The 23,380-nt window shown below is 57.7% G+C and carries 20 protein-coding genes; 7 read left to right on the forward strand and 13 right to left on the reverse strand.

Features of this window, described 5'->3' with window-relative positions; translation table 11 throughout:
- Positions 1-2 precede the first annotated feature (2 nt).
- The 5 genes from WM40_RS12500 to WM40_RS12520 all read right to left on the reverse strand — a co-directional run bounded on the left by WM40_RS12500 (position 3) and on the right by WM40_RS12520 (position 5,036).
- On the reverse strand, positions 3-878 hold the full coding sequence (locus tag WM40_RS12500; RefSeq protein WP_081764894.1) for an ABC transporter ATP-binding protein: 876 nt from the start codon (positions 876-878) through the stop codon (positions 3-5).
- A complete protein-coding gene (locus tag WM40_RS12505; protein ID WP_024903208.1) occupies positions 875-2,014 on the reverse strand; it encodes an acyl-CoA dehydrogenase family protein in 1,140 nt (379 codons plus the stop codon). The genes WM40_RS12500 and WM40_RS12505 overlap by 4 nt, the downstream gene beginning before the upstream one ends.
- A complete protein-coding gene (locus tag WM40_RS12510; RefSeq protein WP_024903209.1) occupies positions 2,011-2,577 on the reverse strand; it encodes a carboxymuconolactone decarboxylase family protein in 567 nt (188 codons plus the stop codon). The genes WM40_RS12505 and WM40_RS12510 overlap by 4 nt, the downstream gene beginning before the upstream one ends.
- Positions 2,578-2,698: 121 nt before the next feature.
- On the reverse strand, positions 2,699-3,685 hold the full coding sequence (locus tag WM40_RS12515) for an AraC family transcriptional regulator (RefSeq protein WP_024903210.1): 987 nt from the start codon (positions 3,683-3,685) through the stop codon (positions 2,699-2,701).
- Between the two features lie 331 nt (positions 3,686-4,016).
- Positions 4,017-5,036, reverse strand: coding sequence for a LacI family DNA-binding transcriptional regulator (locus WM40_RS12520; RefSeq protein ID WP_024903211.1), 1,020 nt, complete (start codon positions 5,034-5,036; stop codon positions 4,017-4,019).
- Positions 5,037-5,253: 217 nt separating this feature from the next.
- Here WM40_RS12520 and WM40_RS12525 point away from each other — a divergent pair, with 217 nt between their 5' ends.
- The 6 genes from WM40_RS12525 (at position 5,254) to WM40_RS12550 (ending at position 13,854) form a co-directional block, all read left to right on the forward strand.
- Positions 5,254-6,477 carry an ABC transporter ATP-binding protein gene (locus WM40_RS12525; RefSeq protein ID WP_046153005.1) on the forward strand — a complete coding sequence of 408 codons (1,224 nt, stop codon included), beginning with the start codon at positions 5,254-5,256 and terminating at the stop codon, positions 6,475-6,477.
- 8 nt (positions 6,478-6,485) lie between these two features.
- The gene (locus WM40_RS12530; protein WP_024903213.1) at positions 6,486-8,474 is read left to right on the forward strand and encodes a beta-galactosidase; all 1,989 of its coding nucleotides are present in this window, start codon (positions 6,486-6,488) and stop codon (positions 8,472-8,474) included.
- 119 nt (positions 8,475-8,593) lie between these two features.
- Entirely contained in the window at positions 8,594-9,991 is a 1,398-nt protein-coding gene (locus WM40_RS12535) for an ABC transporter substrate-binding protein (RefSeq protein WP_236693492.1), read from the forward strand.
- Between the two features lie 18 nt (positions 9,992-10,009).
- On the forward strand, positions 10,010-10,933 hold the full coding sequence (locus WM40_RS12540; protein ID WP_024903215.1) for a carbohydrate ABC transporter permease: 924 nt from the start codon (positions 10,010-10,012) through the stop codon (positions 10,931-10,933).
- A 30-nt stretch (positions 10,934-10,963) separates the two neighbouring features.
- The gene (locus WM40_RS12545) at positions 10,964-11,815 is read left to right on the forward strand and encodes a carbohydrate ABC transporter permease (protein ID WP_024903216.1); all 852 of its coding nucleotides are present in this window, start codon (positions 10,964-10,966) and stop codon (positions 11,813-11,815) included.
- A gap of 554 nt (positions 11,816-12,369) precedes the next feature.
- Entirely contained in the window at positions 12,370-13,854 is a 1,485-nt protein-coding gene (locus WM40_RS12550) for a carbohydrate porin (RefSeq protein ID WP_024903217.1), read from the forward strand.
- A gap of 135 nt (positions 13,855-13,989) precedes the next feature.
- Here WM40_RS12550 and WM40_RS12555 read toward each other — a convergent pair whose 3' ends face one another.
- The 7 genes from WM40_RS12555 to WM40_RS12585 form a co-directional block, all read right to left on the reverse strand.
- The gene (locus WM40_RS12555) at positions 13,990-14,931 is read right to left on the reverse strand and encodes an amidohydrolase family protein (protein WP_024903218.1); all 942 of its coding nucleotides are present in this window, start codon (positions 14,929-14,931) and stop codon (positions 13,990-13,992) included.
- 3 nt (positions 14,932-14,934) lie between these two features.
- A complete protein-coding gene (locus WM40_RS12560) occupies positions 14,935-16,260 on the reverse strand; it encodes an MFS transporter (protein WP_046153006.1) in 1,326 nt (441 codons plus the stop codon).
- 47 nt (positions 16,261-16,307) lie between these two features.
- Entirely contained in the window at positions 16,308-17,600 is a 1,293-nt protein-coding gene (locus tag WM40_RS12565) for an MFS transporter (protein WP_024903220.1), read from the reverse strand.
- A 166-nt stretch (positions 17,601-17,766) separates the two neighbouring features.
- Entirely contained in the window at positions 17,767-19,065 is a 1,299-nt protein-coding gene (locus tag WM40_RS12570) for an MFS transporter (RefSeq protein ID WP_046153028.1), read from the reverse strand.
- Between the two features lie 180 nt (positions 19,066-19,245).
- On the reverse strand, positions 19,246-20,175 hold the full coding sequence (locus tag WM40_RS12575; RefSeq protein ID WP_024903222.1) for an SMP-30/gluconolactonase/LRE family protein: 930 nt from the start codon (positions 20,173-20,175) through the stop codon (positions 19,246-19,248).
- 40 nt (positions 20,176-20,215) lie between these two features.
- Positions 20,216-21,163 (reverse strand): NAD(P)-dependent oxidoreductase, encoded by a 948-nt coding sequence (locus WM40_RS12580; RefSeq protein WP_024903223.1) that lies wholly within the window; start codon positions 21,161-21,163, stop codon positions 20,216-20,218.
- Positions 21,163-21,861: an RraA family protein gene (locus WM40_RS12585; protein ID WP_024903224.1), complete on the reverse strand. Its 699-nt coding sequence runs from the start codon at positions 21,859-21,861 to the stop codon at positions 21,163-21,165. Before WM40_RS12585 ends, WM40_RS12580 begins: the two co-directional genes overlap by 1 nt.
- A gap of 169 nt (positions 21,862-22,030) precedes the next feature.
- On the opposite strand from WM40_RS12585, the gene WM40_RS12590 reads away from it, so the two are divergent.
- A complete protein-coding gene (locus tag WM40_RS12590; RefSeq protein ID WP_024903225.1) occupies positions 22,031-22,756 on the forward strand; it encodes an IclR family transcriptional regulator in 726 nt (241 codons plus the stop codon).
- A gap of 140 nt (positions 22,757-22,896) precedes the next feature.
- Here WM40_RS12590 and WM40_RS12595 read toward each other — a convergent pair whose 3' ends face one another.
- A complete protein-coding gene (locus tag WM40_RS12595; protein WP_024903226.1) occupies positions 22,897-23,343 on the reverse strand; it encodes a DMT family transporter in 447 nt (148 codons plus the stop codon).
- Between the last annotated feature and the right edge of the window lie 37 nt (positions 23,344-23,380).

Consider the following 23,380-nt stretch of genomic DNA (forward strand, 5'->3'; position numbering starts at 1 on the left):
CCTTATTGGAGAGAATGCGGGATGAGTGGTATATCCGATGCGGGGCGAGAGGCCATCGAAGCGCGCAAAGCGGCAACGACGCGTACCCGTAACGAGCCCAACGCCTGAACATGATCATCCCTGGGATGCGGCAACGTTAAGTCGATTGAGGCCGCGAGCGCCCCATCGCGCCCCAGCACGACAACCCGGTCCGACACACACAACGCTTCATCGATGTCGTGCGTGACGAGCAAGGTCGCCGCCTGGGTGTCGCGGACAACCGAAACAAGCAGACGTTGCATATCCGCGCGGGTTACCTCGTCGAGCGCGCCGAAAGGCTCGTCCAGCAACAACGTGCGGGGTTCGCGGGCCAGGCATCGCGCCAGTGCAACCCGTTGCGCCATGCCCCCTGAAAGCTGTCGTGGCGCGAGATGCGCCGCATGCGTCAAATCAACCTCTTTGAGTGCCGCGGCGATACGCGACTGCATCTCATGGCGGCTAAGCTTGCGCTGGCGCGAAAAGCCCAGACCAAACCCGACGTTCCGATGCACCGTTAGCCAGGGCAGAAGACAGGGATCTTGAAAAGCCAAGGCGACATCAGGCCTTGGCGAGACGACTTCTTGACCGTCCACCAGAACATGGCCGCCATTAGGCGAAAGCAAACCAGCGGCAACCCGTAGCAAGGTCGACTTCCCGGCCCCGCTTGCACCCAGGATCGTTATAAGCTGGCCAGCATGGACATCCAGCGAGATACCGTCCAATATGGCGCGCGTGCCGCGACGCAGGGACACTTCCCGTAATGCCAACCGGGGTGAGATACCCGTGTTTTCGTCAGGGATTGGCAACGCCCCCTCTTGATGGATCGGTTTGTCGAGGATGTTGTCGCTGGAATCGCTCATGCGGCGCCCTGTTGACGATGATGGGCAAGCTGATTCTTTAGTTGCACGACACTAGGCGTGATGATCGGCACGAAAGCGGCTTCTCGCGCGCGGCGCGCGGGCCCGGTATCGGAGGCATTGCGCAAATAGCCGCGACCGCCGGCCGCCTGTAGCTCCAACTGGCTCGCCGCAACCGCTATCTGCGCCAATGCAATGCGGATCTCAAATTGGCGGGCGGGCGCCGCGACGAAGACGCCGGAGTCGACACCGTGATAGAGCGGTTCGCATAGCGCGTCGAGCCTACTGCGCAATTCCGCCAATTCATCGGCGAGTGCCGCCTGCGCGGCGTCCCCACAGGCGTCGACGGCATCAAGGGAGCGACGCGCCAACCCAATGGACATGCCGCATTGCAATCCCAGAAATGCGGGGCGCGCATGCATCAGAAAAGCCCTTGCATCGCTGGCAATGATCCAGCGCGCATCCAATTCGACGTTTTTGAACGTCAGCGCCGCCGTGTTGCTCGCTCTTAGCGCAATCAGGTCCAGATCGTCACTGCGGCAGACGCCCGCGATATCGTGTGGCACCGCGAAAATCGCCGGGGGCGCACCCGCGTCGCGATCAAATGCGACTGCCGCCAAAAACCCTTCCTGGCGCAAGTTTGTGATCCATGGCAAGGCCCCATTCAACGAGAAACGAGACGCTCCCGCATCCAAGGCATGGGCGCGGGCTTTCAAGGGCTCGATGGCAGACAGATATTTCATCGCATTGGACAGGCCAGTGGCGCCAGCGTGCTCGCCATGCAGCAACGACGGCAACCATTTGTCCCGTAACGTCGCGTTATCACTTTGCAACAGGTATTCGATGAATGTGCGCTGCCCCCAGAATACGAATGCGGCGGAAAGCGAATGCCGGGCCACCGAAGCGATGGCCTTGATCGCATCGCATGTGGTGCCACCCACGCCCCCCAGCGCGACGTCGACGCCGATACGAAACAAGCCTGCATGGCCCAGACGGGGAACGATCTCGCTGGCGCTGCCGGCATCGCTGTCGAGGTACAATGCATGGTCATCGAGCCACGCAGCCAACCCGGCATCAATCGCGGGCTCTTTCACGCGAATTGCGGAGGGTTGTATGGCGTCGATGACCGATGGGATCATGCGATGCTCTCTGATGGTACCCATCGATAAACGTCGAGTTGTGGATTGAGAGGATTTTGCGCGAGGTTATTGGCAAAATTGCACAGCGTCGCGAGGCTCACCCCCAAAACGACCTCCAGGGCGTTCGCGTCGCTATACCCTTGCGCTTGAAATGCGGCGAGCGCGGATTCCGAAACGGCACCACGCGTCCAGATCACTTCTCCGGTGAAGCTTGCCACCGCGTCGAGCCGCGAATCACCGGTCGGCATCCCGGTGCGCAGCGCATCCACGATCCCGGCCGATAACTTCGCTTTTTTTAGCGCGACAGCGGTATGTCCGGCTACGCAAAAACCGCAACCATGAATAGTAGCCGCCGTAATTTGCACCACCTCACGCTCGGCGAGCGTCAGACCGCTTCGGCTGTTGATATCGCCGACTGTCATATAAGTTTCGAGTGCCGTGGGCGCATTCGCAAGCGATGCCACCAAGTTAGGCAGGAAACCGTTGGCCGCTTGCGAACGCTCAAGAAATGGGCGACTCGCTTCGGGTGCGTTTTCAATGGTCAGTAATGGCAAACGACTCATGGCCCATCCCCGCGAAAAGTAAACCGATAACGCATAGTGTGAGCCTGCCCCCGAACGGGATCAATGCGCGGTTTTCTGCGTTTTCTGCGGATTTGTCTAACAGACGTACGTGCATCGCGTTTTAAAGAGACGGAACAAGGCGGCGGCTATCGTGCTCGACGCCGTTGCTACCGGCCGGCAGAGGGAATCCACGCCGCCATACGCCGGGCTGAATGCCGGTGACGCGTTTGAAAGCCTGGGCGAATGCCGACTCGGAACGATAACCCACCTCCTCCGCCGCATCGGGGGTGCTGGTGCCATTGCGCAGCATCTTGGCGGCCGCCTTCATTCGGACCAACGTCACGAATTGGCCGGGGGACTGTCCGGAAAGCGCCACGAATCGCTTGCAGAATGTAGCCCGCGACATATGCAGGTAATCAGCCATTCTGGCCGTGCTCCAATCATCGCCCGGCGCGGACACAATCGCCGCGACAAGCGGGGCGAATGCATGATGCCGCAGCAGCGTCCAACAGCATGGTGCCAGGGCATCGTCCTCATCCAGCGCTCGCAACGCATACACGAATAAAATACTTGTCAGCCGTGCGATCAGGGGCGACGGTGTGTTGGGGCTGCGTTGCGCCTCCACGCGGATCAATTCGAATATCTGTCGCACCCCCTGCTGCGATGGTGCGTCTTGCCTCGCAACGAGATAATCGGGCAAGAACTCCAGTAGAAAATGATCGGACTCCGACTGGAATTCGAAAAAACCGCATGCGAGACCAAGACTTTCAGGCACCGACTCGCCTGAATTCGAAAGCGAGGTCATCGTCCCGCGTTTGTAGCAGTTGTCCGTGGGGGCCTGCGGGTCGGAAGACAAACAGTGGGCGATATCGGATAAAAGAAAAACAGCATCCCCTTGCCTGAGCACGAGACTACGAGCCGGAATCGCACCTTGCGCACGAAGGTGCAGCCAACATTGGCCATGCAAAATAATATGAAAGCTGGCTTTCCCGCGCCCTTGCGTCGAAGCGCGCCACGCGCCGCAATATTGGCCCATGTGGAAAAGCGTACTTTTGACGTCCAGGCCCGTAAGCAGCCAGTCCGCAAAGACGTCTGCGTTAGACGACATAACTCGGTCCCTAAAGTGTCAGCACTAGGCAACAGCTACACCATACCGGGTCGCAATAACGCGTCAACGAAGATTTTTTTAGATGCTTATAACGATCGAGAATACGCTATGCAGCGATGTCGCCTCTTCTCGAGGATGGCGGGCCATTCGGATGAATGCGACGTTGACGCTGGGGGTATCCCAGTTCGATCATTGCAGCGCACCGCCGTATCGGCTCATCAGGCGGTAGCAAATAATGCCATGCATTGTTAATTTGCCATGGCAGTAGCTGCGTTGACGGTATCAGTGCATTTCAGCACATCGATAAAGAAATCGTTCGCCGCTGGCGACCTCACGACACCGCCAGCTTCGGTCCCGTTGTATCGCGCGGCATTAACACGGGCGGCGGGGCGATACGCATTTTGTTTGGTGTTGCATCACCGAACAAAACCAACTCACTCAGCAGCTCCACGGCTAGATCGGCCGCCGCGATTGTTGGAATTGCCGCGCTGGTGAGTGCCGGACGGGATTCCCTGGCAAGTTGAATGTCGGTAATGCCGATGACCGACATATCTCGTGGAACTGACAGGCCCATGTCTGTCGCGGCGGCAATGGCACCCAACGCTGGCAAATCATTAGTCGCGAAAATTGCCGTTGGACGCGGATTCCCACGGAGTAATGCCTGTGCCGCGAGATAACCGCCTTGTATTGAATCGACCGTGAACCGGATATCATTCTCCGACAACGGCACGCCCGCACGATGCATTGCCGCCCGGAACCCATCGAACCGCGTTGCGTGAATGCCTGTCGCCTCACTACCCACGATCGCGCTGATGCGCCGATGCCCCAATGCGAGCAGATGGTTTGTCGCCAGCACGGCGGCGGCAAAAAAATCCACCGCGACACAAGGCAGTGCCGGCGGCTGATCAGGACGCTCCCACATGCAAAGAACGACCGGCGCCGGATGCGCCTCCCCACGTAAGGATGCAACGTCCAGACCGCTATTCATGACAAGCATGCCTTGTGCGAGCGTTCCGGCGATCTGGTTGAAATACGCCCGCCCGATCTCCGGATCTTCGTCCGTATTACAGATAATGAGAAACTGTCCCTGCCGGCGGGCGGCTCGCTCCGCAGCCAATGCAAATTCGGGATAGAACGGGTTTGCAATACTGGTGACCATCAGTGCGATCGTCGGCGGCCGGCCTTCCGCCAGGGCACGAGCCATCAAGTGCGGGCGATAGCCGGATTGCTTGATCGCGTCCAGCACACGATCGCGAGTCTCCTGACCGACTTTGCCACGTCCACGAAGGACGTTGGATACCGTTGCGGCCGTCACGCCAGCGAGCCGGGCCACTTCTGCAAGCGTTGCCATAATCATCTCAATAGTCAGCGCCGATCAACAAATTCCTGTTTGCTAATTCGCAGGGAACGAGCTACATTCATCAAAAAGCAGCGCATAAAAAGTATTTGGAGACGTGTTTCGAATGCATGGCGGATTACCCTTAAGGGTAAAAACCTATCGCTCTCGAATTACAAGGTTAAGCGCTTAACCTTACCGCGTCTCCGAATTTAAACATGGAGACGGCAGCATGGCGAGCATCTCGTTGCGATCGGTTCAAAAATCCTACGGCGGAGACACGCCAGTTATTTGCGATGTAGATCTCGATATTGCCGAGCACGAGTTCTGTGTATTTCTGGGGCCATCCGGATGCGGCAAGTCAACGCTGTTACGGATGATTGCCGGCCTGGAAGATGTGACGGACGGTACCGTTCTGATCGATAACAAGGTCGTCAACGATGTGCCCGCGGCACAACGCGGCGTGGCGATGGTTTTCCAGAGCTACGCGCTGTTCCCCCACATGACCGTGTATCAGAACATGGCGTTCGGGCTGACGTTGGCAAAGACACCGAAGTCCGTGATCCATGACAAGGTGACCGAGGCGGCGCGTATCTTGCAGCTCGAACCCTTGTTGGAACGCTTGCCCAAGGCCTTATCTGGCGGACAACGGCAACGAGTCGCGATCGGCCGGGCAATCGTGCGCAATCCGGGCGTATTTCTATTCGATGAACCCCTGTCGAACCTCGATGCCACGTTACGCGGTCAGACGCGCATTGAAATTGCGCGCCTTCACAAGCAATTTTCCAAGGCCAGTGTCGTGTATGTAACGCACGATCAAGTGGAAGCCATGACGCTTGCCGACAAGATCGTACTACTCCATGCCGGAGCCGACACAGCGACATTCGGCAGCATCGCGCAGGTCGGCACGCCTCTCGACCTTTATCACAGGCCCCGCAGTCGCTTCGTTGCCGGATTTATCGGCTCACCGCGGATGAACTTCCTGTCCGCTCACGTCAGCGAGACAGGAGCAGATCATGCCATCGTGACACTCGATGGTGCGAATGAGCGGTTACGAGTCGACATTCGACCGGAAACACCCCGGCAAAACGATGCGGCTCCCAAGCTTCGTTCCACAGCGAACACGCTCGCCAGTTTGCAGATCGGACAGCACGTGACGATAGGTATTCGCCCGGAGCACCTGCATCCGGTGCCGAAAGACGCGCCGAGCGTGGCCGATGGCATGCATGGATCCAACCAGATAAACCGTGCAATCACATTGGTGGAACAACTGGGTGAACACTGTTATCTCCATTTGGAAACCACGGACAGTACGCTGCTGATTGCCAAAGCCCCCGGTGACTGGTCGATTGTCCAAGGCGGACGCTGCACATTTATGGCGCCGCCCGACGCGTGCCATTTATTTACGGACGACGGTCTTGCCGTGGTCTACACCCCCGCTCATCAATTTGCGTAGGAGCACACATGCATATTGGCGTTTGTTATTACCCCGAGCATTGGCCAGAATCAATCTGGCGCGAAGATGCGGCACGCATGAAAACGTTGGGCGTGGAACGAGTACGTATTGCGGAATTCGCGTGGAGCCGGATCGAACCTGTGCCAGGTGAATACGATTGGGGATGGCTCGATCGGGCGGTGGACGTACTGGGCGAGGCCGGACTGCAGGTGGTGATGTGTACACCCACGGCGACGCCGCCAAAATGGCTGGTGGATCAACATCCCGACATCCTCGCGATAGGTGCCGATGGCAGGACACGCGCCTTCGGATCACGACGCCATTACGATTTTTCATCGCCTTCTTACCACAAGGCCGCTGCGAAAATCTGCCTGGCCATCGCAAAACGCTATGGCAATCACCCGGCAGTGGCCTTCTGGCAGACCGATAACGAATATGGCTGCCACCACACGGTGGTGAATTATTCGCCTGCTGCAATTGAAGGTTTTCGTCGTTGGCTGAAGTTGCGGTACGGCGATATCCAAACGTTGAACCGTGCCTGGGGCACCGTCTTCTGGAGTATGGAGTATCGGAACTTCGACGAAATCGATCCCCCCATAGGGACCGTTACCGAAGCCCACCCGTCGCATCGACTCGACTACCGTAGATTTGCGTCCGATGAAGTCGCGCGTTTCAATCGCATGCAAGTTGACATCATTCGGCAAGTCTCGCCGGGCCGTCCGATAGCGCACAATTTCATGCAACTCTTCACGGAGTTCGATCATTATCGTGTTGCCGATGACCTTGATATCGCGGCTTGGGACAGCTATCCACTCGGCGCTTTGGAGGAGCAGTGGTTTGATCCCGAAGTAAAAGCGAAATGGTTGAGGACCGGCCATCCGGACTTGGCGGCGTTCAATCACGATGTCTATCGAGGCATGAGCAAACTGCCGTTCTGGGTCATGGAGCAGCAACCCGGTCCCGTCAATTGGGCAAACTGGAATCCCGCGCCATTACCAGGCATGGTACGTCTCTGGAGTTGGGAAGCGTTTGCGCACGGCGCCGGATGTGTTTCCTATTTCAGGTGGCGACAAGCGCCATTTGCGCAGGAGCAGATGCATGCTGGTTTGAACACGCCGGACAACCTTCTGGATGTCGGCGGCAATGAGGCGCGGCAGGTAGCAGAAGAAATTCGTCTCCTCAAGCAGCATGTCGGCACAGCCGTCGTTACGCCCATGTCGCAACAGTCGCGCGCCCATCGCGTGGCGCTGATTTGGGACTATGAATCGAAATGGCTTTTCGAAATTCATCCGCAGGGTCAAGATTTCCATTACCCCCGATTCGCGTTTGAGTACTACAGCGCATTGCGTAGTCTTGGATTGGATGTCGATATCGTCCCGGCGAATGCAAAGCTCGATGGCTACCGGATGATTGTCGTACCGCCGTTGCCGATCGTGCCAGATGATCTTGCCGTACAACTGACGCGTCTGGCCGCAACCCAGGTGGAAGTCGTCATCGGTCCGCGCACCGGGTCCAAGACAGTCAATCTGACCATCCCGGCAGCGTTACCACCCGGAAATTTGACATCGATACTGCCGATTCGCGTGTGGCGTGTCGAGTCGCTTCGCCCTAACGTAACCGAACCCGTAGACGGCGGTAGCGCGCGACACTGGCGAGATTTTGTCGAAGCGGGTGCCGATGTGGATGTTGATGCGCGATTTTCCGACGGTCTTCCCGCGGTGTTGCGATACGGCCACGTCCGTTATTTCGCAAGCCTCTTTGATCCCTCGTTGACGCAGTCACTGTTCCAACAAGCCGCTACCACGGCAGGCCTCACGACAATGCATTTGCCGGAAGGCGTGCGTGTCAGCGAATTAGCCGGCCTTACCTACATCGTCAACTACGGACACGTTCCATACGACATCGTGCCGGCGGCAGGGGAAATCCATGATTTCGTCATCGGGGAGCGTCACGTGGCGCCGCAACAAGTCGCTGTTTTCCGTCGAACACCGGCGTAGGCCCACGCGGATGCGCCATGCCGTGGTAATGCATGCCAGTTGCTGGCATGGCGTAGTAAAGGCAAGATGTAACCAGTCGGAACGATAGATAAAAAATACGATATCCGGAGACAAGCAAGATGAAAATACCCGTCATGTATCCCCAGGACGCAGTGCGCAGCCTCTATAGCACATTCGAACGCGCGCGGCGCGTGACTTCCCGTGTCATCGCGCTGCACGCCACCCATGTCGTGAGCAACGCCGCCTCTCACATCGCTGGTCGTCTTACTGCAAAGGTCGCGGTAAGCGCTGCAGCTATCGCGATAAGCGCTACCGCATTGAATCTTGGCATGGTCAACGCCGTCCAGGCATCGACGCTCGAGATCAATGTGGCATTCAAAGGAGCCAGTCAGCGCGCGGTCTGGCAGCGCATTTTCGATCAGTTCAAGACCGCTCATCCCGGCATTGACCTTAAGGTCTCGTTTGTTGACGAGGAAGCGTACAAGGTACAGCTTCCCGGGTGGCTATCGACCTCTCCTCCTGATGTGGTCACATGGCACAACGGCGAGAGAATGGCCTATTACGCGCAACGTAATCTTTTCGAGGATCTGAGCGCGGACTGGAGCAAAAACAATTGGAACGCGATGTATGCGTCCACCAAGGAAGCATCATCGTACAAAGGAAAGCAATACGCAGCCCCCACTGTTTACTACTCCTGGGGCATGTTCTACCGTAAAGATTTGTTCACGAAAGCCGGTATCGCACGCGAGCCCAAGACCTGGGCCGAATTCCTGGATGCTTGCAAAAAGCTGCAGGCAGCAGGTATCACGCCGATAGCGGTCGCGGGACGGGACGCCTGGACCCTCGCGGGCTGGTTCGACTACCTCGATTTGCGTATCAACGGCAACGCATTCCATCAGCAACTGATGTCGGGAGAGATACCCTACACGGACGCGCGCGTCAAAAAGGTCTATGCAGCATGGAAGCAATTGATCGATGCGAAGGTCTTTATCGACAACTCGCTGTCATACGACCTGGATTCCGTTCAGCCTTTCCTCTATCAGGGCAAGGCGGCGATGATGCTGATGGGCACCTTTGTGGCGGCGGGCTTTCCAGCCAGCGTGAAATCCGAAATGGGCTACTTTCAGTTTCCCATCATCGATCCAAAGGTGCCAACTGCCGAGGATGGACCAGTCGAATCCCTGCACATCCCGGCAAAGGCCAAGAACAAGGCAGATGCGCATACGTTCCTTGCTTTCGTAGAAACACCAAAGATCGGTGCCGAGCTTGCGCAGGGCCTGGGATCGCTTTCCGCAAACAATCAATCGCCTCCGCCTGACGATCCCATTTCCAAGATCGGCTTCCAGATTCTGTCGAACACGAAAGGCGGTATTGCGCAATTCTACGATCGGGACATGACCAAGGAGATGGCGGATATCGGCATGGAAGGCATGCAGCAATTCATGTCGAACCCTTCGCAGATCGATGCCATTCTCGCGCGCCTTGAAGCGGCTCGTAAGCGTATTTATCATAAATAGCGCCTAAGGAGTGTCCGAATGAAATTGGAGGCCATGAAGGTGTCCGATGCCGCGCCGACCCGACGCGCGAAGCGGGTTAGCCGCACAAGTGCGGTGTCGCGGCAACAGCGGCGTGCGGCGTTTTTGTTCCTGGCGCCGGCATGCATCATGATCGCGGTCTACGTCGTGTGGCCGATCCTGTCTTCAATCGCATTGAGTTTCTATAACTGGGACGGGATGTCACCCAAAGAGTTTGTCGGGTTGGCGAACTATACGGAACTCATTCATTCGGATACGTTCTATACGGCCCTCAAAAATAATCTGATCTGGCTGATTCTGTTTTTACTGGCACCGCCCATGGGGCTCGCCGTCGCCCTTTATCTCAATCAAGTGGTGCCCGGCATCCGTCTGGTCAAATCCTTGTTTTTTGCGCCATTCGTCCTCTCTGGCGTCGTGGTCGGATTGATGTTTTCCTGGTTTTACGACCCGACTTTCGGCTTGCTAAAACTTTTTCTCGGACATGGTATTCCGATATTGGGGGATGCCCGCTACGTCACGTTCGGCATTATCTTTGCGGCACTATGGCCGCAAACGGCATACTGCATGATTTTGTATTTGACGGGTCTGACGTCCCTGAATGCCGAACAAATCGAAGCAGCTCGCATGGAAGGGGCGCGAGGATGGGCGATGTTGTGGTATGTCGTGTTACCGCAATTGCGTCCTACTACCTTCATGGCGGTGGTCGTCACGATTATCGGTGCGTTGCGCAGCTTCGATCTGATCGCGGTAATGAGCGGTGGCGGCCCATACCAAAGTTCGACGGTACTGGCTTATTACATGTACGACCAGGCAATCAAATACTACCGGTTAGGCTATTCGGCGGCTATTGCCGTAACCCTATTTGCGATCATGATGATTTATATCGTGTATCACCTGCGCCGCCTGCTGCGTCAGGAAACTTGAAAACCGATCTCTTCAAGAACGGAGAACACTATGTTTCCCATGCCGATTGCGAAATGGCGGCCGCTGAATCGCACTTTCTATAAATTATCGTTACCACTGGCCCTGGTCATCTGGTTACTACCGCTCATTGCGGTATTGGTCACCTCCGTGCGTTCATCCGACGAACTGGCGGAAGGGAACTACTGGGGCTGGCCACGACATTTCGCAATGGTTGCAAATTATAGCGATGCATTGACGACATCACCCATGCTGCATTATTTCTGGAATAGCGTGCTGATCACCGTGCCGTCCGTCGTGGGCTCGATCAGTTTGGCCGCCATGGCGGGATTCGCCTTAGCCACCTATAAATTCCGCGGTAACACGACCTTGTTCGCGGTGTTTGTCGCCGGCAATTTCGTGCCGATCCAGATTCTGATGATCCCCGTTCGCGATTTATCGCTGAAGCTCGGCTTATTTAATACTGTCGGTGCGCTCATTCTATTTCACATTTCGTTTCAGACCGGATTTTGCGCGCTGTTTTTAAGGAATTTCATCAAGCAGCTGCCGTTTGAATTGATCGAAGCGGCTCGCATCGAAGGCGCGAATGAGTGGACCGTATTTTATAAGATTATCTTGCCATTGATCCGACCGGCACTGGCCGCCCTGTTCATCCTTGTTTTTACCTTTGTGTGGAACGACTATTTCTGGGCGCTCTGCCTAACCCAAGGTGATGACGCCGCGCCGTTGACTGTGGGAGTCGCGGCACTGAAGGGACAATGGGTAACTGCCTGGAATCTCGTCTCCGCCGGCTCCGTTCTTGCGGCCCTGCCCTCGATTTTCATGTTTTTCGCGATGCAACGGCATTTTGTCGCTGGTCTGACATTTGGTGCGACGAAAGGATAAGGAAGGGAAGGCGACGGAAACCGTGCCTTTCCGCCCTTTACCCGAAATCCTTTGGCGCGAACGCGGGTGCGTGCACTTCGGGCCACAAACCGGCTTTTCCTTGTGGCGTACCTCGTTCATACGCGACGCGACATACTTACCACACCGGCGTTGTTATCTCTTTTTCACTTGCGCCCCCACAACTATTGGGAATACAATCCGCCGCAAGTAAACCCTGGAGTCCCGCCGTGGACATATGCCCTAGTTGCCCCTCGATGCCGGTCCAAGCCGGCCAAGCCACCGCGAGATAGCAGCCGCCCAGGGTGTACCCCTTTGCCGCTAGCTCGCATTTGTCGAGTTAGCGCGCGTCATTCCGGATCAGCATCAGTCGGTCCTTTCGTTGCACGCTTCGTTACGTTTCAACTGCAGGTCGCGCCGCATGCGCTAGGGGTAAGCACGTCCCCAGCGCTGCCGCCCGGCTGCCGTGAGCAACCGTATCGCCCTATCTCGGCAAGCTTGGTTTCCTTGGATATGCATTCGTTACGTATAACTAAGCAATATAAAAAGGAAGTCACGTGAAGAATCATATCGATCTCGTCTCGCGCAGGTTCCGTCTGAACGCACTCACCGCACTGACGCTGTCACTTGCCTGCGCACCTGTTTTCGCGCAAGGCGCGGCATCCACTGCCGAGCCATCGTCCGGTGCAAGTGATGCGAGCACGACGTCAACACAGACCCCCGATGCGGATGCGCCCGCCCCCACCAGTTTTTGGGAGCGCTCGAACCTTCTCGGCAACATAGGCGGCTTGCGCGACGTTCTCGGCGATCACGGCATTACCTTGACCCTTCAGGAAACCAGCGAGTACCTTTACAACACGTCCGGCGGCACGCATCGCGGCGGCGCCTACGACGGGCTCACGCAATTCGGCTTCACCGTTGATACCGGCAAGTTGGTCGGCCTGCCGGGTGGCACATTCAACGTATCTGGATTGCAGATCCATGGCACCAACCTCACGCAGCGCTACCTGCAATCGCTGCAGGCTGCTAGCGGCATCGAAGCAGATGCGACAACCCGTCTCTGGGAACTCTGGTATCAGCAAACGCTTTTTGATGGTAAAGCCGATGTGAAAGTGGGTCAGCAGAGTCTCGACCAGGAATTCATGGTGAGCCAATATGCGACCCCGTTCATGAACGGCACATTCGGCTGGCCCGTGCTGGTATCTTCAGACCTTCCTGGCGGTGGCCCCGCGTATCCGCTGTCGTCGCTCGGCGTGCGGCTTCGGGTAAAGCCATCCGCTTCGTGGACCGTATTGACCGGGGTGTTCGACGGCAACCCGGCGGGTCGCGCAAGCGGCGATGCACAGCAATTCAATGCACACGGCACGAACTTCAACCTGGGCAGCGGGGCGCTCGTCATTGGTGAAGTCCAGTACGCGTTGAACGCGCCGCCGGCTGACCCGAAAGCAGCACCGCCAGCAGGTTTGCCAGGCACTTACAAGCTCGGTTTCTGGTATCAGTCGCAGCATTTCGACGACCTCAGCAATGGTACCGACGGCTTGTCATTGGCAAATCCGGCAAGCAACGGCGTGCCGGTCAGCCATCACGGCGACTATGGATTCTACGGTGTAGCGGACCAGATGGTATGGCGGCCCAGCGCCGATAGCCCGCGCGCGGTCGGGGTATTCGCACGCGTAATGGGTGCGCCCGGTGATCGTAACGTCGTCGATTTTGCGCTCAACGCGGGTGTCACACTGAAAGCCCCCTTCGCAGGACGTGACAACGACACCGCGGGTATCGCGGTCGGCTATGCGAAGATCGGTTCGCATGCGCGCGCGCTCGACAGCGCCGTCGGCACCTACACGACACCCGGCTACCCAGTGCGCAGTGCGGAGACTGTGGTAGAGGCGACATATCAATACCAGGTCACGCCTTGGTGGCAGTTGCAAGCCGACTTGCAACATATCTTCAGACCGGGCGGCGGCATTCCGAATCCGAATAAAGCCGGGTCGCGCATCGGAGACGAAACCGTGGTTGGTTTGCGGACGGTCATTACATTCTGAAGCGTGATCATCTCACGACTCGACGCGTCGCGCCTGCCGTGATACAGGAACGCAAATCTCGTGGCTAGGCGTGCCGGATAAAGTCCGGCATCGATCGAAATGCCACGATAAAATCGGTTATCGCGTCACCACGCCTCAAGCAAATCCATACAACGCCGCGGGATTCGTTTTAAAAATGCGTTCCTGCCAATCGGAACGACCTATCCATGCTGCAATCGTGTCCAGTAAGGCAGCATCGTCCGGCTTATGTGTCTTCTCCGTTGGATGCGGCCAATCGCTACCCCAGAGCATTCGTTCAGGCGCCATTCTGATAAACGCCTTTGCAACCAGCGCGACGTCTTCATACGCCGGTGCGCCCGTCTTCGTATCGATGTATGGACCCGACAATGTCACCCATACATTGCCTTTTTCCACCAGCCGCGCGGCGGTACGAAAGGCATCCGAATTCAACCCGTCAGGTTGCGGCAAGTGTGCGATGTGGTCGAGTACCAATGGGCACGGCAAGGCCACAAGATGCGATTCGAGCGCCGGCAGTCTGGTACCCTGCACGACTAACTCGATATGCCAACCGAGTACGGCAATACGCTTGGCCAACGGCGCGAGCATGTCGAGCGTGGTGGCGCCAGGGTAGCTCAAGTTGAAACGGATGGCGCGTACGCCATCACGATCCATCTGCTGAAGCGTGGCATCGGTAACCGTATCATCGACGACGGCAACACCGCGCGCGGCATCGCCACATTGCCGTAGCGCGTCCAGCATGCATCGATTGTCGGTACCATAGGTGGAAGGCGTCACCACGACATTGCGCTTCACGCCTAGCCGGGCTTGCACGCTACGATACTGCGCGAGGACGGCGTTCGGTGGCCGTAATGTCGTCCCCGGCGCGACCGGAAAACGGTCGTCGTAGATATGCATGTGGCAATCAATCGCACCTTCCGGCATGTGAAAAATGGCCCGTTCGCTACCGCTCGACCAGGTCTCACCCTGCTGCGCGCGGATCGGCATGGCCGGTAGCGTCAATGCCGCAACCGCCAGGCCGGCATCGCGCATGAAACCTCGTCTCGTGATGGGCAACATCATTCAGACCGGTTCTGTTTGTTGAACGACTTTTGCTTGCGGACCGTTGCGCGTCAGAACCAGTAAGGTAAAGACGCTGATCAGTGTGAGGATTGCGAGAGGCAGCAACGCCAACGCGTAGCTGCCGGTCGCATCCTTCACCCAACCGTAGACGTTGACCATTAATCCCCCGCCAAGCAGATTAGCCAGCGCGTTGATCGCCGCCAGACCAGCGGCGGCAGTTGCGCTTGACAAGATGCTCCCTGTCAATGCCCAGAACGGCCCTTTGAAAGCGTAGGCGCCCACGAGCACCGCCGAAAGCATGCACACGGTAGGGAGCAAGGCGGCGCTGAGCGAGGTCGCAAATAGCCCGACGCCGATCAGCAGCATGGGCACCACGGTATGCCATCGGCGTTCGCCCAGCCGGTCGGAACGTCTTCCCCAATACACCATCAGCACCGATGAAAGCAAATAGGGAACCGAATTCAGCAACCCGGTCTGCATTACCGTCAAACCATACGATTTCAACAATTGCGGTTGCCACACGGACAACGTGCTGCCTGCGGCCGAAGCGCATGTATCGACAAGTGCAAGACAGAGGACGTAACGGTTGAGGAAAAGCTTTCCCAAAGGCATCGACGCTACTTTCTTTGGTGCTTTTTTTTCATGCGCCAGCGCGTTGAGCAACCATGTACGCTCTTCATCATCAAGCCAGCTTGCCTCTGTCGGTTTGTTCGTCAGATAGAACAGGCATGCCACACCAAGCAATACAGTGGGGATCCCTTCCAACAAAAAAAGCCAATGCCATCCACGCAAGCCACCGACCCCATTCATTTGCAATAGTGCTGCGGAAATGGGCGATCCAATAAAACTTGCCGCGGGAATGGCCACCATGAAAACAGCGATGATGCGTGCACGATACGTCGCCGGTATCCAATACGACAGATAAAGCAATACACCTGGGAAGAAACCGGCCTCGGCGGCGCCCAGCAGAAAGCGAAGAATATAGAATGACGCCGCATTCTGCACCAACGCCGTCGCGGCGGAGACAAGCCCCCAGGTAATCATGATCCGGGCGATCCAGGCCCGCGCACCGTATTTCTGCAATCCCAGATTGCTGGGAACTTCGAATAGAAAATACGAGATAAAGAAGAGGCTGCTGCCAAAGCCGAATACGGTTGCCGACATGCCCAGGTCATGGTTCATCTGGAGCGACGCCATGCCAACGTTACCACGATCGATGAAAGCCAGCAGATAGCATGCCATCAAGAACGGCACGAGGCGCCAGACGACCTTGCGAATGGTTCTGCGTTCGACGTCGGAGACGGGGGAACGGTCGTTATCTTGCATGATCGAATCTCTCACTTTCTATTGATGTTCCAATGCCACGCCCTTGCTTATCGCAGGCGTTTCCCACGTGTCTCCGGTGCCATCAGGACCACGACCGCCGCCGCCGCGAAGGCAACAATCGTCGTGGCCAATCCAAGGGTGAAACCACCGGAAGTCGAGGCCAATGCGCCGATGACGAGCGGCGCCAGGAAGCCGCCCAGGCGCCCCCCGTTATAGGCAAGTCCCATCAGAAAGCCACGGGACTTGGTATCACCGATGATCTCTGCAAGAAAAGGTCCCGATCCGGCAAAGATGCCATTGACGCCGAAGCCTGTCAGGAAGATGGCGATCATTAACGGCAACGATGCGTTGGACGTGATGTAGACCGCTACCGCCCCGGCACCAACAAGTAGATAGGCAAGAAACATGGGCCGACGACCAAGTCGGTCGACAAGCGCTGAAAAGAGCAGGAAACCAGCGATGGCCCCACATTGCAATGCCAAAACAAACTTCAAACTATGGACAAAATCGAGGTGCTTGACGACTTGCAGGAAGGTCGGCGTCCAGGTAAAGACACCCCAGTACAAATACTGCAAAAAGAATATGAAACCAAACGCCAATACGAGCCCTCGCACGTCCGCCTTGGCCTCGGGCCCGATCACGATGGCCTCGGTTTTTTCCGCGTTCTTACGCTGCCGCCAGATCGCTGGTTCCGGCGTGTTGCGCGCAACCAGGAAGAGGATGAAAAACGGTAGCGCGCCGATCAGGAACAGTAGGCGCCAACCATTACCGGCAAGGCTGCCGTAGACATGGCCCACCAACCCTGAGATAAAGATCGCCAGGATAGCGCCCACCGGCAACCCCATCTGCATCAGCGCTCCCCCTTTGCCCCGACGGCTCGCATGCCACGTCTCCGCAACCAGTGCAGCACCTGCAGTCCACATGCCTCCCATGCCGAGCGCGCCGCAGAAGCGCAAGATTGCAAAACAGGTTCCGTTGGGCGCCAGGGACAACAAGCCGGAGAACAGCGAATACACGGCGATACATAACATGGCCGTGCGCACGCGGCCGATACGATCCGACACATATCCGAAAACGATGCCGCCAAATATCTGACCCGCGGCGGTCACACTGGTGAATAGTCCTGCTTCCGCCTTCGACAACCCAAACTGCGTGGCCAGTACCGGCAACAGCAGTGATAGCAGAAACGAATCGTAACTCTCGAATGTCCAGCCGAGGCCCGCCAGCGACAGGGAGCGCCACTCGGTACGCGTGATGCTGCTGTAGCGCCGTGCCGCGACGTCTTCTGCCGCCGACGCGTCATCTGTATCGCCTGCACCAATACCCGTTGATGATTTCATGGAAATTTCCGATTGATCACGTCATGACAGGCGCTACGGTAGGCATCGCTCGCAAAGGCCGTGCGACAACGGTATGCTGCGTGTGGTCCGCGCGGGCACGTGGTGGCAGTCCGATCCGCATGCCTGGCAACGCGCAATGGTGAAAGCGTCGCATCGTCAAAATGCATCACGCGCTCCGCTTTCCGGGATCGCCCAGCAACGCCATCGTGAACGCTCCGATGAGCATGACGGCGGATACCGCCATCAGCGGCACGGTGTAACCGTTGGAGATCTGCTTCAGGGTTCCGATCATCGAGGGTCCGACAAAGCCACCCAGATTGCCGATAGACACGATCAACGCCAGACCACCGGCGGCCGCGCGCCCGCTCAGGAACGCCGACGGAATGGCCCAGTACGTGGCCTGGAATGCGAGAATGCCACTGACGGTGACACACAACGCGGCCAGTTTGAGCGCCGGTACATTCGTGAATACACTCGCCGTCAACGCGCATGCGGCAATGATGAGCGCACCGGAAATATAGAGGACGCGATTCCGTGCCCGTCGTGCCAACCGGGCCCACAACAGCATGACGAACGCACCAATCAGATAAGGCAGCGCGGTCAACCATCCGACGGTCGCGTGATCGACCCCAAGCTGCTTGATGATCTGCGGCATCCACAAACCAACCCCGAGCGAGCCGACAATGCCACAGAAGTTGATAAAGGCGAGCACAAACACACGCCAATTCGTCAATGCCCCTCGCAGGGTCGCACCATGTCTTGCCGCAATGGATAGTTGTTCAGTGGCGAGGCGTTGTGCCACGCTCGCCTTTTCAGCGTCGGTCAACCATGTCGCTTTTTCCGGGCGGTCCGTCAACACGAACAGACAGGCGATGCCGAGCAGCACCGCGGGCAGGCCCTCGACAAGCAATAGCCATTGCCAACTGCGCAGTCCGTACATGCCGCCCAACTGCAATAAAGCACCCGAAATCGGCGAGCCAATCATGTTCGCCACCGGAATCCCTACCAGGAATGCCGCGGTGATCTTGGCGCGCCACTCGCCAGGAAACCAGAGCGTGAAGTAGAAATAGATTCCAGGCGTGAAACCCGCTTCCGCGATGCCAAGGAGAAACCGTGCCGCCGCAAAACTTTTCGCGCCAACGACAAACGCCGTCAGCATGGAAAACACACCCCACGTAATCATGATGCGCGAGATCCAGAGACGCGCTCCAAATTTCTGCAAGGCCAGGTTGCTCGGTATCTCGAAAATAAAGTAACCGATGAAGAACAACCCTGCCCCAAAACCGAATTGTTCGGCCGTCAGACCGAGATCACGATTCATCGTCAACGCGGCAAACCCAACGTTGGTGCGATCCAGATAACTGACGACATAACACAGGAAAATAAAAGGCAAGATGCGCCGATAGGCCTTCTTCAGCGCTCGTTCACTCAGATCATGCGCATCATGTTGCGCCGCCGACAGCATCGCGCCTTGTGCGCTTTCATTCGCCGCATTAGCGACAACGATTTGCGAAACGCTCATGATTGTCTCCTGCATCGCGCTTCATTGAGCACGACTTATTTGGGATGGCTGCCGCGATCGCCCCAATGATCGTGGTGTCGACCGCGGATCTGCCGCGGTCAGCGCAGGTATGACGCGCAGAAATCAGGTCTGCGGTGGGCCACGCTTCGGCAATACGCCCGGCATGCTCATCCGTGCCGTCAAAACGGTGCCGCTGGTCGACTCCGTCATGAATAGTGTCTTCATATCCGTGCCGCCGAAGCAGAGATTCGTCAACGATGCACCTTCGGGGCTGTTGAGGACGACCACCGGCTCGGCGCGATCATTCAGCACCCAGACACGGCCAAGGCCTGGGTTTGCGACAAACAGACGGCCGGCGCTATCGATCGTCAAGCCATCCGGGCCGCTCGGACCATGGGATGTAAAGAACTGGCCCACCTTGCTGACCGACCCGTCGTCCTGTAACGGCACGCGCCAGACACTGTTACCGCGCGTCATGGCGACAAACAACACTTTTTCATCGGGAGACAACACCAGACCGTTCGGGCTCGGGCAGTTGCCAAGCAGCATATCGAGCTTGCCCGCAGGGCTCAGTCGGTACACACGACCGGTCGGATCGTGCAGGCCTGTCTGTCCTTGGTCAGTGAAATAGAGATTGCCGACGCTATCGAATGTAAGGTCATTGACGCCTTTGAATCCTTCACTGTTGCGACGCGACAGATAGGAGCGTATCTCTCCGCGAACGATATCAAGCAACATCAGGCCATTGCGATAGTCGGTGATCAGTAAATGACGATCATCCAGCAATTTCATACCATTCGGTTCGCCCGCATACTCGGCGATACATTCCCATTCACCCGACAGGCCGATATGGAAAATCCGGCCGTGAGGGATGTCGGTTACATAGAGCGTGCCGTCCGGCGCCCACACCGGGCCTTCGAGGAAGGAATCGACCGGCCGGCCACCGCGATTCGCGCGAGCCCAGTCGGTAAGCACATCGCCGCGTCGAAAACGATCGGGCATGCGGGAAAACACGTCGGCGGTGCGCACTTCCGGGGCGTTAAGCAAAAACATGTAAGCTCTCGTTCACTGTCAGCATCGTTGATGTTGCAGGTCAGTTCGCCGTCTGCGCGCGTTCGTCCAATACGGCGAGAATGTTCATCGCTGCACCTTTCCCCATGTTCACGTAAGCCGCATCGCTGACCCCACCGATATGTGGTGACAGAATGACGTTACCGATATCACGAAGTGGGTGCGGCGTGACCATTGGCTCGATATCGAAGCTGTCAAGCGCGGCGCACTGGAGCGTGCCATCCGCCAGCGCATCGATCAACGCCGCCTCATCGACCAAACCGCCACGCGCGGTGTTGACCAGGATCGCGCCGCGCTTGAAGCGCGCGAAGGTGTCCTTGTTCAGCATGCGGCGATTTTCATCCGTCAGCGGGCAGTGCAGCGATACCACGTCCGCGCACTGGTACACGGTGTCGAGTTCGACCAGCGAGACATTATCCGGCGCGGCCTTGGCGTAGGGATCGTAGGCGATGACCTTCATCCCGAATGCCAGACCGATCGCGGCAACGCGTCGTCCAATCGCACCTAACCCAATGAGCCCGAGGATGCGGCCTTCGAGTTCGATCGATTTGTGCGTCGACTTGTCCCAATGACCAGCACGCATCCGCTGATCGAGATACGGTACCGCCTTCGCGCATGCCAGAATTTGCGCCCAGGCATGCTCGGCCACCGCGGCTGCGTTCGCGCCTGCGGCCGCACGTACGGCAATCCCCCGTTGCGCGGCGGCAAGCTGATCAATGACATCGATGCCGCTCCCATGCTTCGAGATGACTTGCAACGCCGGCGCGGCGTCCATGATCCGTGCATTCACCTTTCCGTAACGGACGATGATGGCAACGGGATTGTGTTTCTCGCACAGGCGGACGATATCGTCCTCATTCGGCTGCTTGCCGGCAAATACGACATCGAACGACTGCAGCAAATCAAGCGCCTGCGACGCGAGATCCGCCGCGGTCACCAGCACGACTGGCTTGTATTGTCCGTTCGGCATCACAGTGTCTCGCCTTCGCCCAGCATGTCCACGCTGCGCAATGCCTTCTCGAGCCAGCTCGCACGAGTGTCTCCCGCCTTGATCGACGCGATCCGCTTGGTCTCGGCATCCACTTTCTTACGAGCCGCAAGCAAGATCGGCGCAACATCGTGACGCGGTATCACCACCACGCCATCGGCATCGCCGACCACGAGATCGCCGGGATAAATGGTCGTCCCACCCGCCGAGATCGGTGCGTTGACACGACCGGCAACGCTTTTCGTGGGGCCCGCCGGGTTCAGACCCGCCGCGAAGACAGGGAAAGTGCCTTGCGCCAGTTCATGTGAATCACGCACGGCGCCATCGATCACAAATCCCGCAATGCCCGTGGCCTGGGCTTGCGTTGCCATGATTTCACCGATCAACGCCGCCGATAAATCTCCCTTGCCATCTACGACGATGACGTCGCCGGGTCTGGCAATCGCCAATGCTGCGTGAATGGCCAGATTGTCTCCCGGCCTTACCTCGACGGTCAGTGCCGGGCCTGCAACTTTCATCGTGGACGACAGAGGTTGCACACGACCGTGCAAAGTGCCGCGACGACCTGCGACATCAGCCAGAATCGCCGCCTGAAATTGAGAGGCGTCCGCAACCTGTTCGGCAGAAACGCGTTCAAAGTCACGCGTGATGGGTGCCGAAGCGTTCGATGATCGCTGCATAATTCACACTCCAGAAATCGTTTGTTTTACCTAGTACACTTATAATGTACCTGTCGAAACAACTATATCGTTTAGCACCGCGCACTTTCCATTAGCGTTTACCCCTTTACCAGGCGCACACGTGTTTTACCCTGTACAATGGTCTGCGTATTTTTTGGGAGGAACGACAATGGGAAACGATGGGGTGGCAGCGGTGGAGAAGGCGCTTGCCTTGCTGGATTGTTTCAAACCGGGCACCGAGTCACTGTCATTGAGCGCGCTGGCTCAGGCCTCCGGCATTCACAAGACCACGGTTTACCGGTTGATGAATTCGCTGGAGCGCATGAATTACGCCGTCCGCGCCGATAACGGAAGTTACTCCCTCGGCTCGCGACTACTGTTTCTCGGCAAGCTGTACGAGCAGTCGTTCCACTTGTCGTCGGTGATCCAGCCCGTGCTGCATGCACTGGCGGCGGCGACAAAGGAAAGTGCGTCCTGGTACGTCATCTCGAAGAAGCAACGGCTTTGCTTGTTCAGGGCAGAACCGTCGGAGGGCCTTCGGGAAACACGCCTGCCCGGCACCGCGTTACCACTCGATGGCACCGCGATCAGTCAGGTGCTGACCTACTGGGGCTTGCAGTCTCGTGCCGACACGCCACAACCTGCGCTGCCGCTTTTCACGTCAGGCGCGCGCGACCGCCATACGGCCGCGTTTGCCTCGCCGGTGTTTGGCGAGGGCAATGCGTTCATGGGTGCGCTCACGCTCTCGGGCCCGGCGTCTCGTCTCGAAGCGGCGCATGCATCGGGCGATCTAGATGGCGTGCAGTTGAAGGCTGCTTCGGACCTATCGCGTAAACTTGGCGCAAGTACGGGATTTTGCGAGCAGATGTATGGGCAGAAAACAGCGCTCCCATGAGACGCATGACGACGCCTGATGGGCGTGTTGCTCGCGCACGATATCTTGAGGAAACACGCTGTTTCGCACTGCTCGGGAGCAGTCACATCGGCGCACGGCGTTGGATGGTCGGCGGCAACGCCGCCGCCGGATCAAGCAGCTCAAAAACGCATGACCAGTGACACGCCCGCCACCATCAATACCGTGCCAAGCAGACGCAGCCAGGTAATGGGATGGTCCGCCACGCCGATAAGGCCAAAATGGTCGATCACGACCGAGGCAACAAGGTTCGCGCAGATGGTCAGCCCATTCAGCGTTCCTACTCCCACCTTCTGCACCAACGTCAAACCGGCCACCACCGCAACAGCACCCACGATGCCACCCAGTGGCGCCCACCACTTCATGCCTCGCAAATCGTCAAGTGTCGGGACCGGTGTCGGCCGCACGCACAATACGGCGATCGCCACGAAAGTGACAAGCAGGAACGACACGCTGGTAGCAAGCCAGGGGTTGATGAGCGCGCCCTTGAGCTGCCCGTTGATCGGCGCGCCGGCCGCCTGGAGAACACCGCCGATGATAATGAACAGATAAATCCAAGCCTGGCTCATTTTTCTTCCCTGTAAGCGTTCTTTCGATGTCTGCAAT

The organism is Robbsia andropogonis (assembly GCF_000970345.1).
Taxonomy (GTDB): Bacteria; Pseudomonadota; Gammaproteobacteria; order Burkholderiales; family Burkholderiaceae; genus Robbsia; species Robbsia andropogonis.

Excerpts from the sequence above, each read along its gene's own strand:
- WM40_RS12565 (WP_024903220.1), bottom strand. The coding sequence starts at position 17,600 with ATGAAATCATCAACGGGTATTGGTGCAGGCGATACAGATGACGCGTCG.
- WM40_RS12520 (WP_024903211.1), bottom strand. The coding sequence starts at position 5,036 with ATGGCAACGCTTGCAGAAGTGGCCCGGCTCGCTGGCGTGACGGCCGCA.
- WM40_RS12570 (WP_046153028.1), bottom strand. The coding sequence starts at position 19,065 with ATGCTGTCGGCGGCGCAACATGATGCGCATGATCTGAGTGAACGAGCG.
- WM40_RS12540 (WP_024903215.1), top strand. The coding sequence starts at position 10,010 with ATGAAATTGGAGGCCATGAAGGTGTCCGATGCCGCGCCGACCCGACGC.
- WM40_RS12545 (WP_024903216.1), top strand. The coding sequence starts at position 10,964 with ATGTTTCCCATGCCGATTGCGAAATGGCGGCCGCTGAATCGCACTTTC.
- WM40_RS12510 (WP_024903209.1), bottom strand. The coding sequence starts at position 2,577 with ATGAGTCGTTTGCCATTACTGACCATTGAAAACGCACCCGAAGCGAGT.
- WM40_RS12580 (WP_024903223.1), bottom strand. The coding sequence starts at position 21,163 with ATGCCGAACGGACAATACAAGCCAGTCGTGCTGGTGACCGCGGCGGAT.
- WM40_RS12585 (WP_024903224.1), bottom strand. The coding sequence starts at position 21,861 with ATGCAGCGATCATCGAACGCTTCGGCACCCATCACGCGTGACTTTGAA.
- WM40_RS12555 (WP_024903218.1), bottom strand. The coding sequence starts at position 14,931 with ATGTTGCCCATCACGAGACGAGGTTTCATGCGCGATGCCGGCCTGGCG.
- WM40_RS12535 (WP_236693492.1), top strand. The coding sequence starts at position 8,594 with ATGAAAATACCCGTCATGTATCCCCAGGACGCAGTGCGCAGCCTCTAT.
- WM40_RS12590 (WP_024903225.1), top strand. The coding sequence starts at position 22,031 with ATGGGAAACGATGGGGTGGCAGCGGTGGAGAAGGCGCTTGCCTTGCTG.
- WM40_RS12530 (WP_024903213.1), top strand. The coding sequence starts at position 6,486 with ATGCATATTGGCGTTTGTTATTACCCCGAGCATTGGCCAGAATCAATC.
- WM40_RS12595 (WP_024903226.1), bottom strand. The coding sequence starts at position 23,343 with ATGAGCCAGGCTTGGATTTATCTGTTCATTATCATCGGCGGTGTTCTC.
- WM40_RS12575 (WP_024903222.1), bottom strand. The coding sequence starts at position 20,175 with ATGTTTTTGCTTAACGCCCCGGAAGTGCGCACCGCCGACGTGTTTTCC.
- WM40_RS12560 (WP_046153006.1), bottom strand. The coding sequence starts at position 16,260 with ATGCAAGATAACGACCGTTCCCCCGTCTCCGACGTCGAACGCAGAACC.
- WM40_RS12505 (WP_024903208.1), bottom strand. The coding sequence starts at position 2,014 with ATGATCCCATCGGTCATCGACGCCATACAACCCTCCGCAATTCGCGTG.
- WM40_RS12525 (WP_046153005.1), top strand. The coding sequence starts at position 5,254 with ATGGCGAGCATCTCGTTGCGATCGGTTCAAAAATCCTACGGCGGAGAC.
- WM40_RS12515 (WP_024903210.1), bottom strand. The coding sequence starts at position 3,685 with ATGTCGTCTAACGCAGACGTCTTTGCGGACTGGCTGCTTACGGGCCTG.
- WM40_RS12500 (WP_081764894.1), bottom strand. The coding sequence starts at position 878 with ATGAGCGATTCCAGCGACAACATCCTCGACAAACCGATCCATCAAGAG.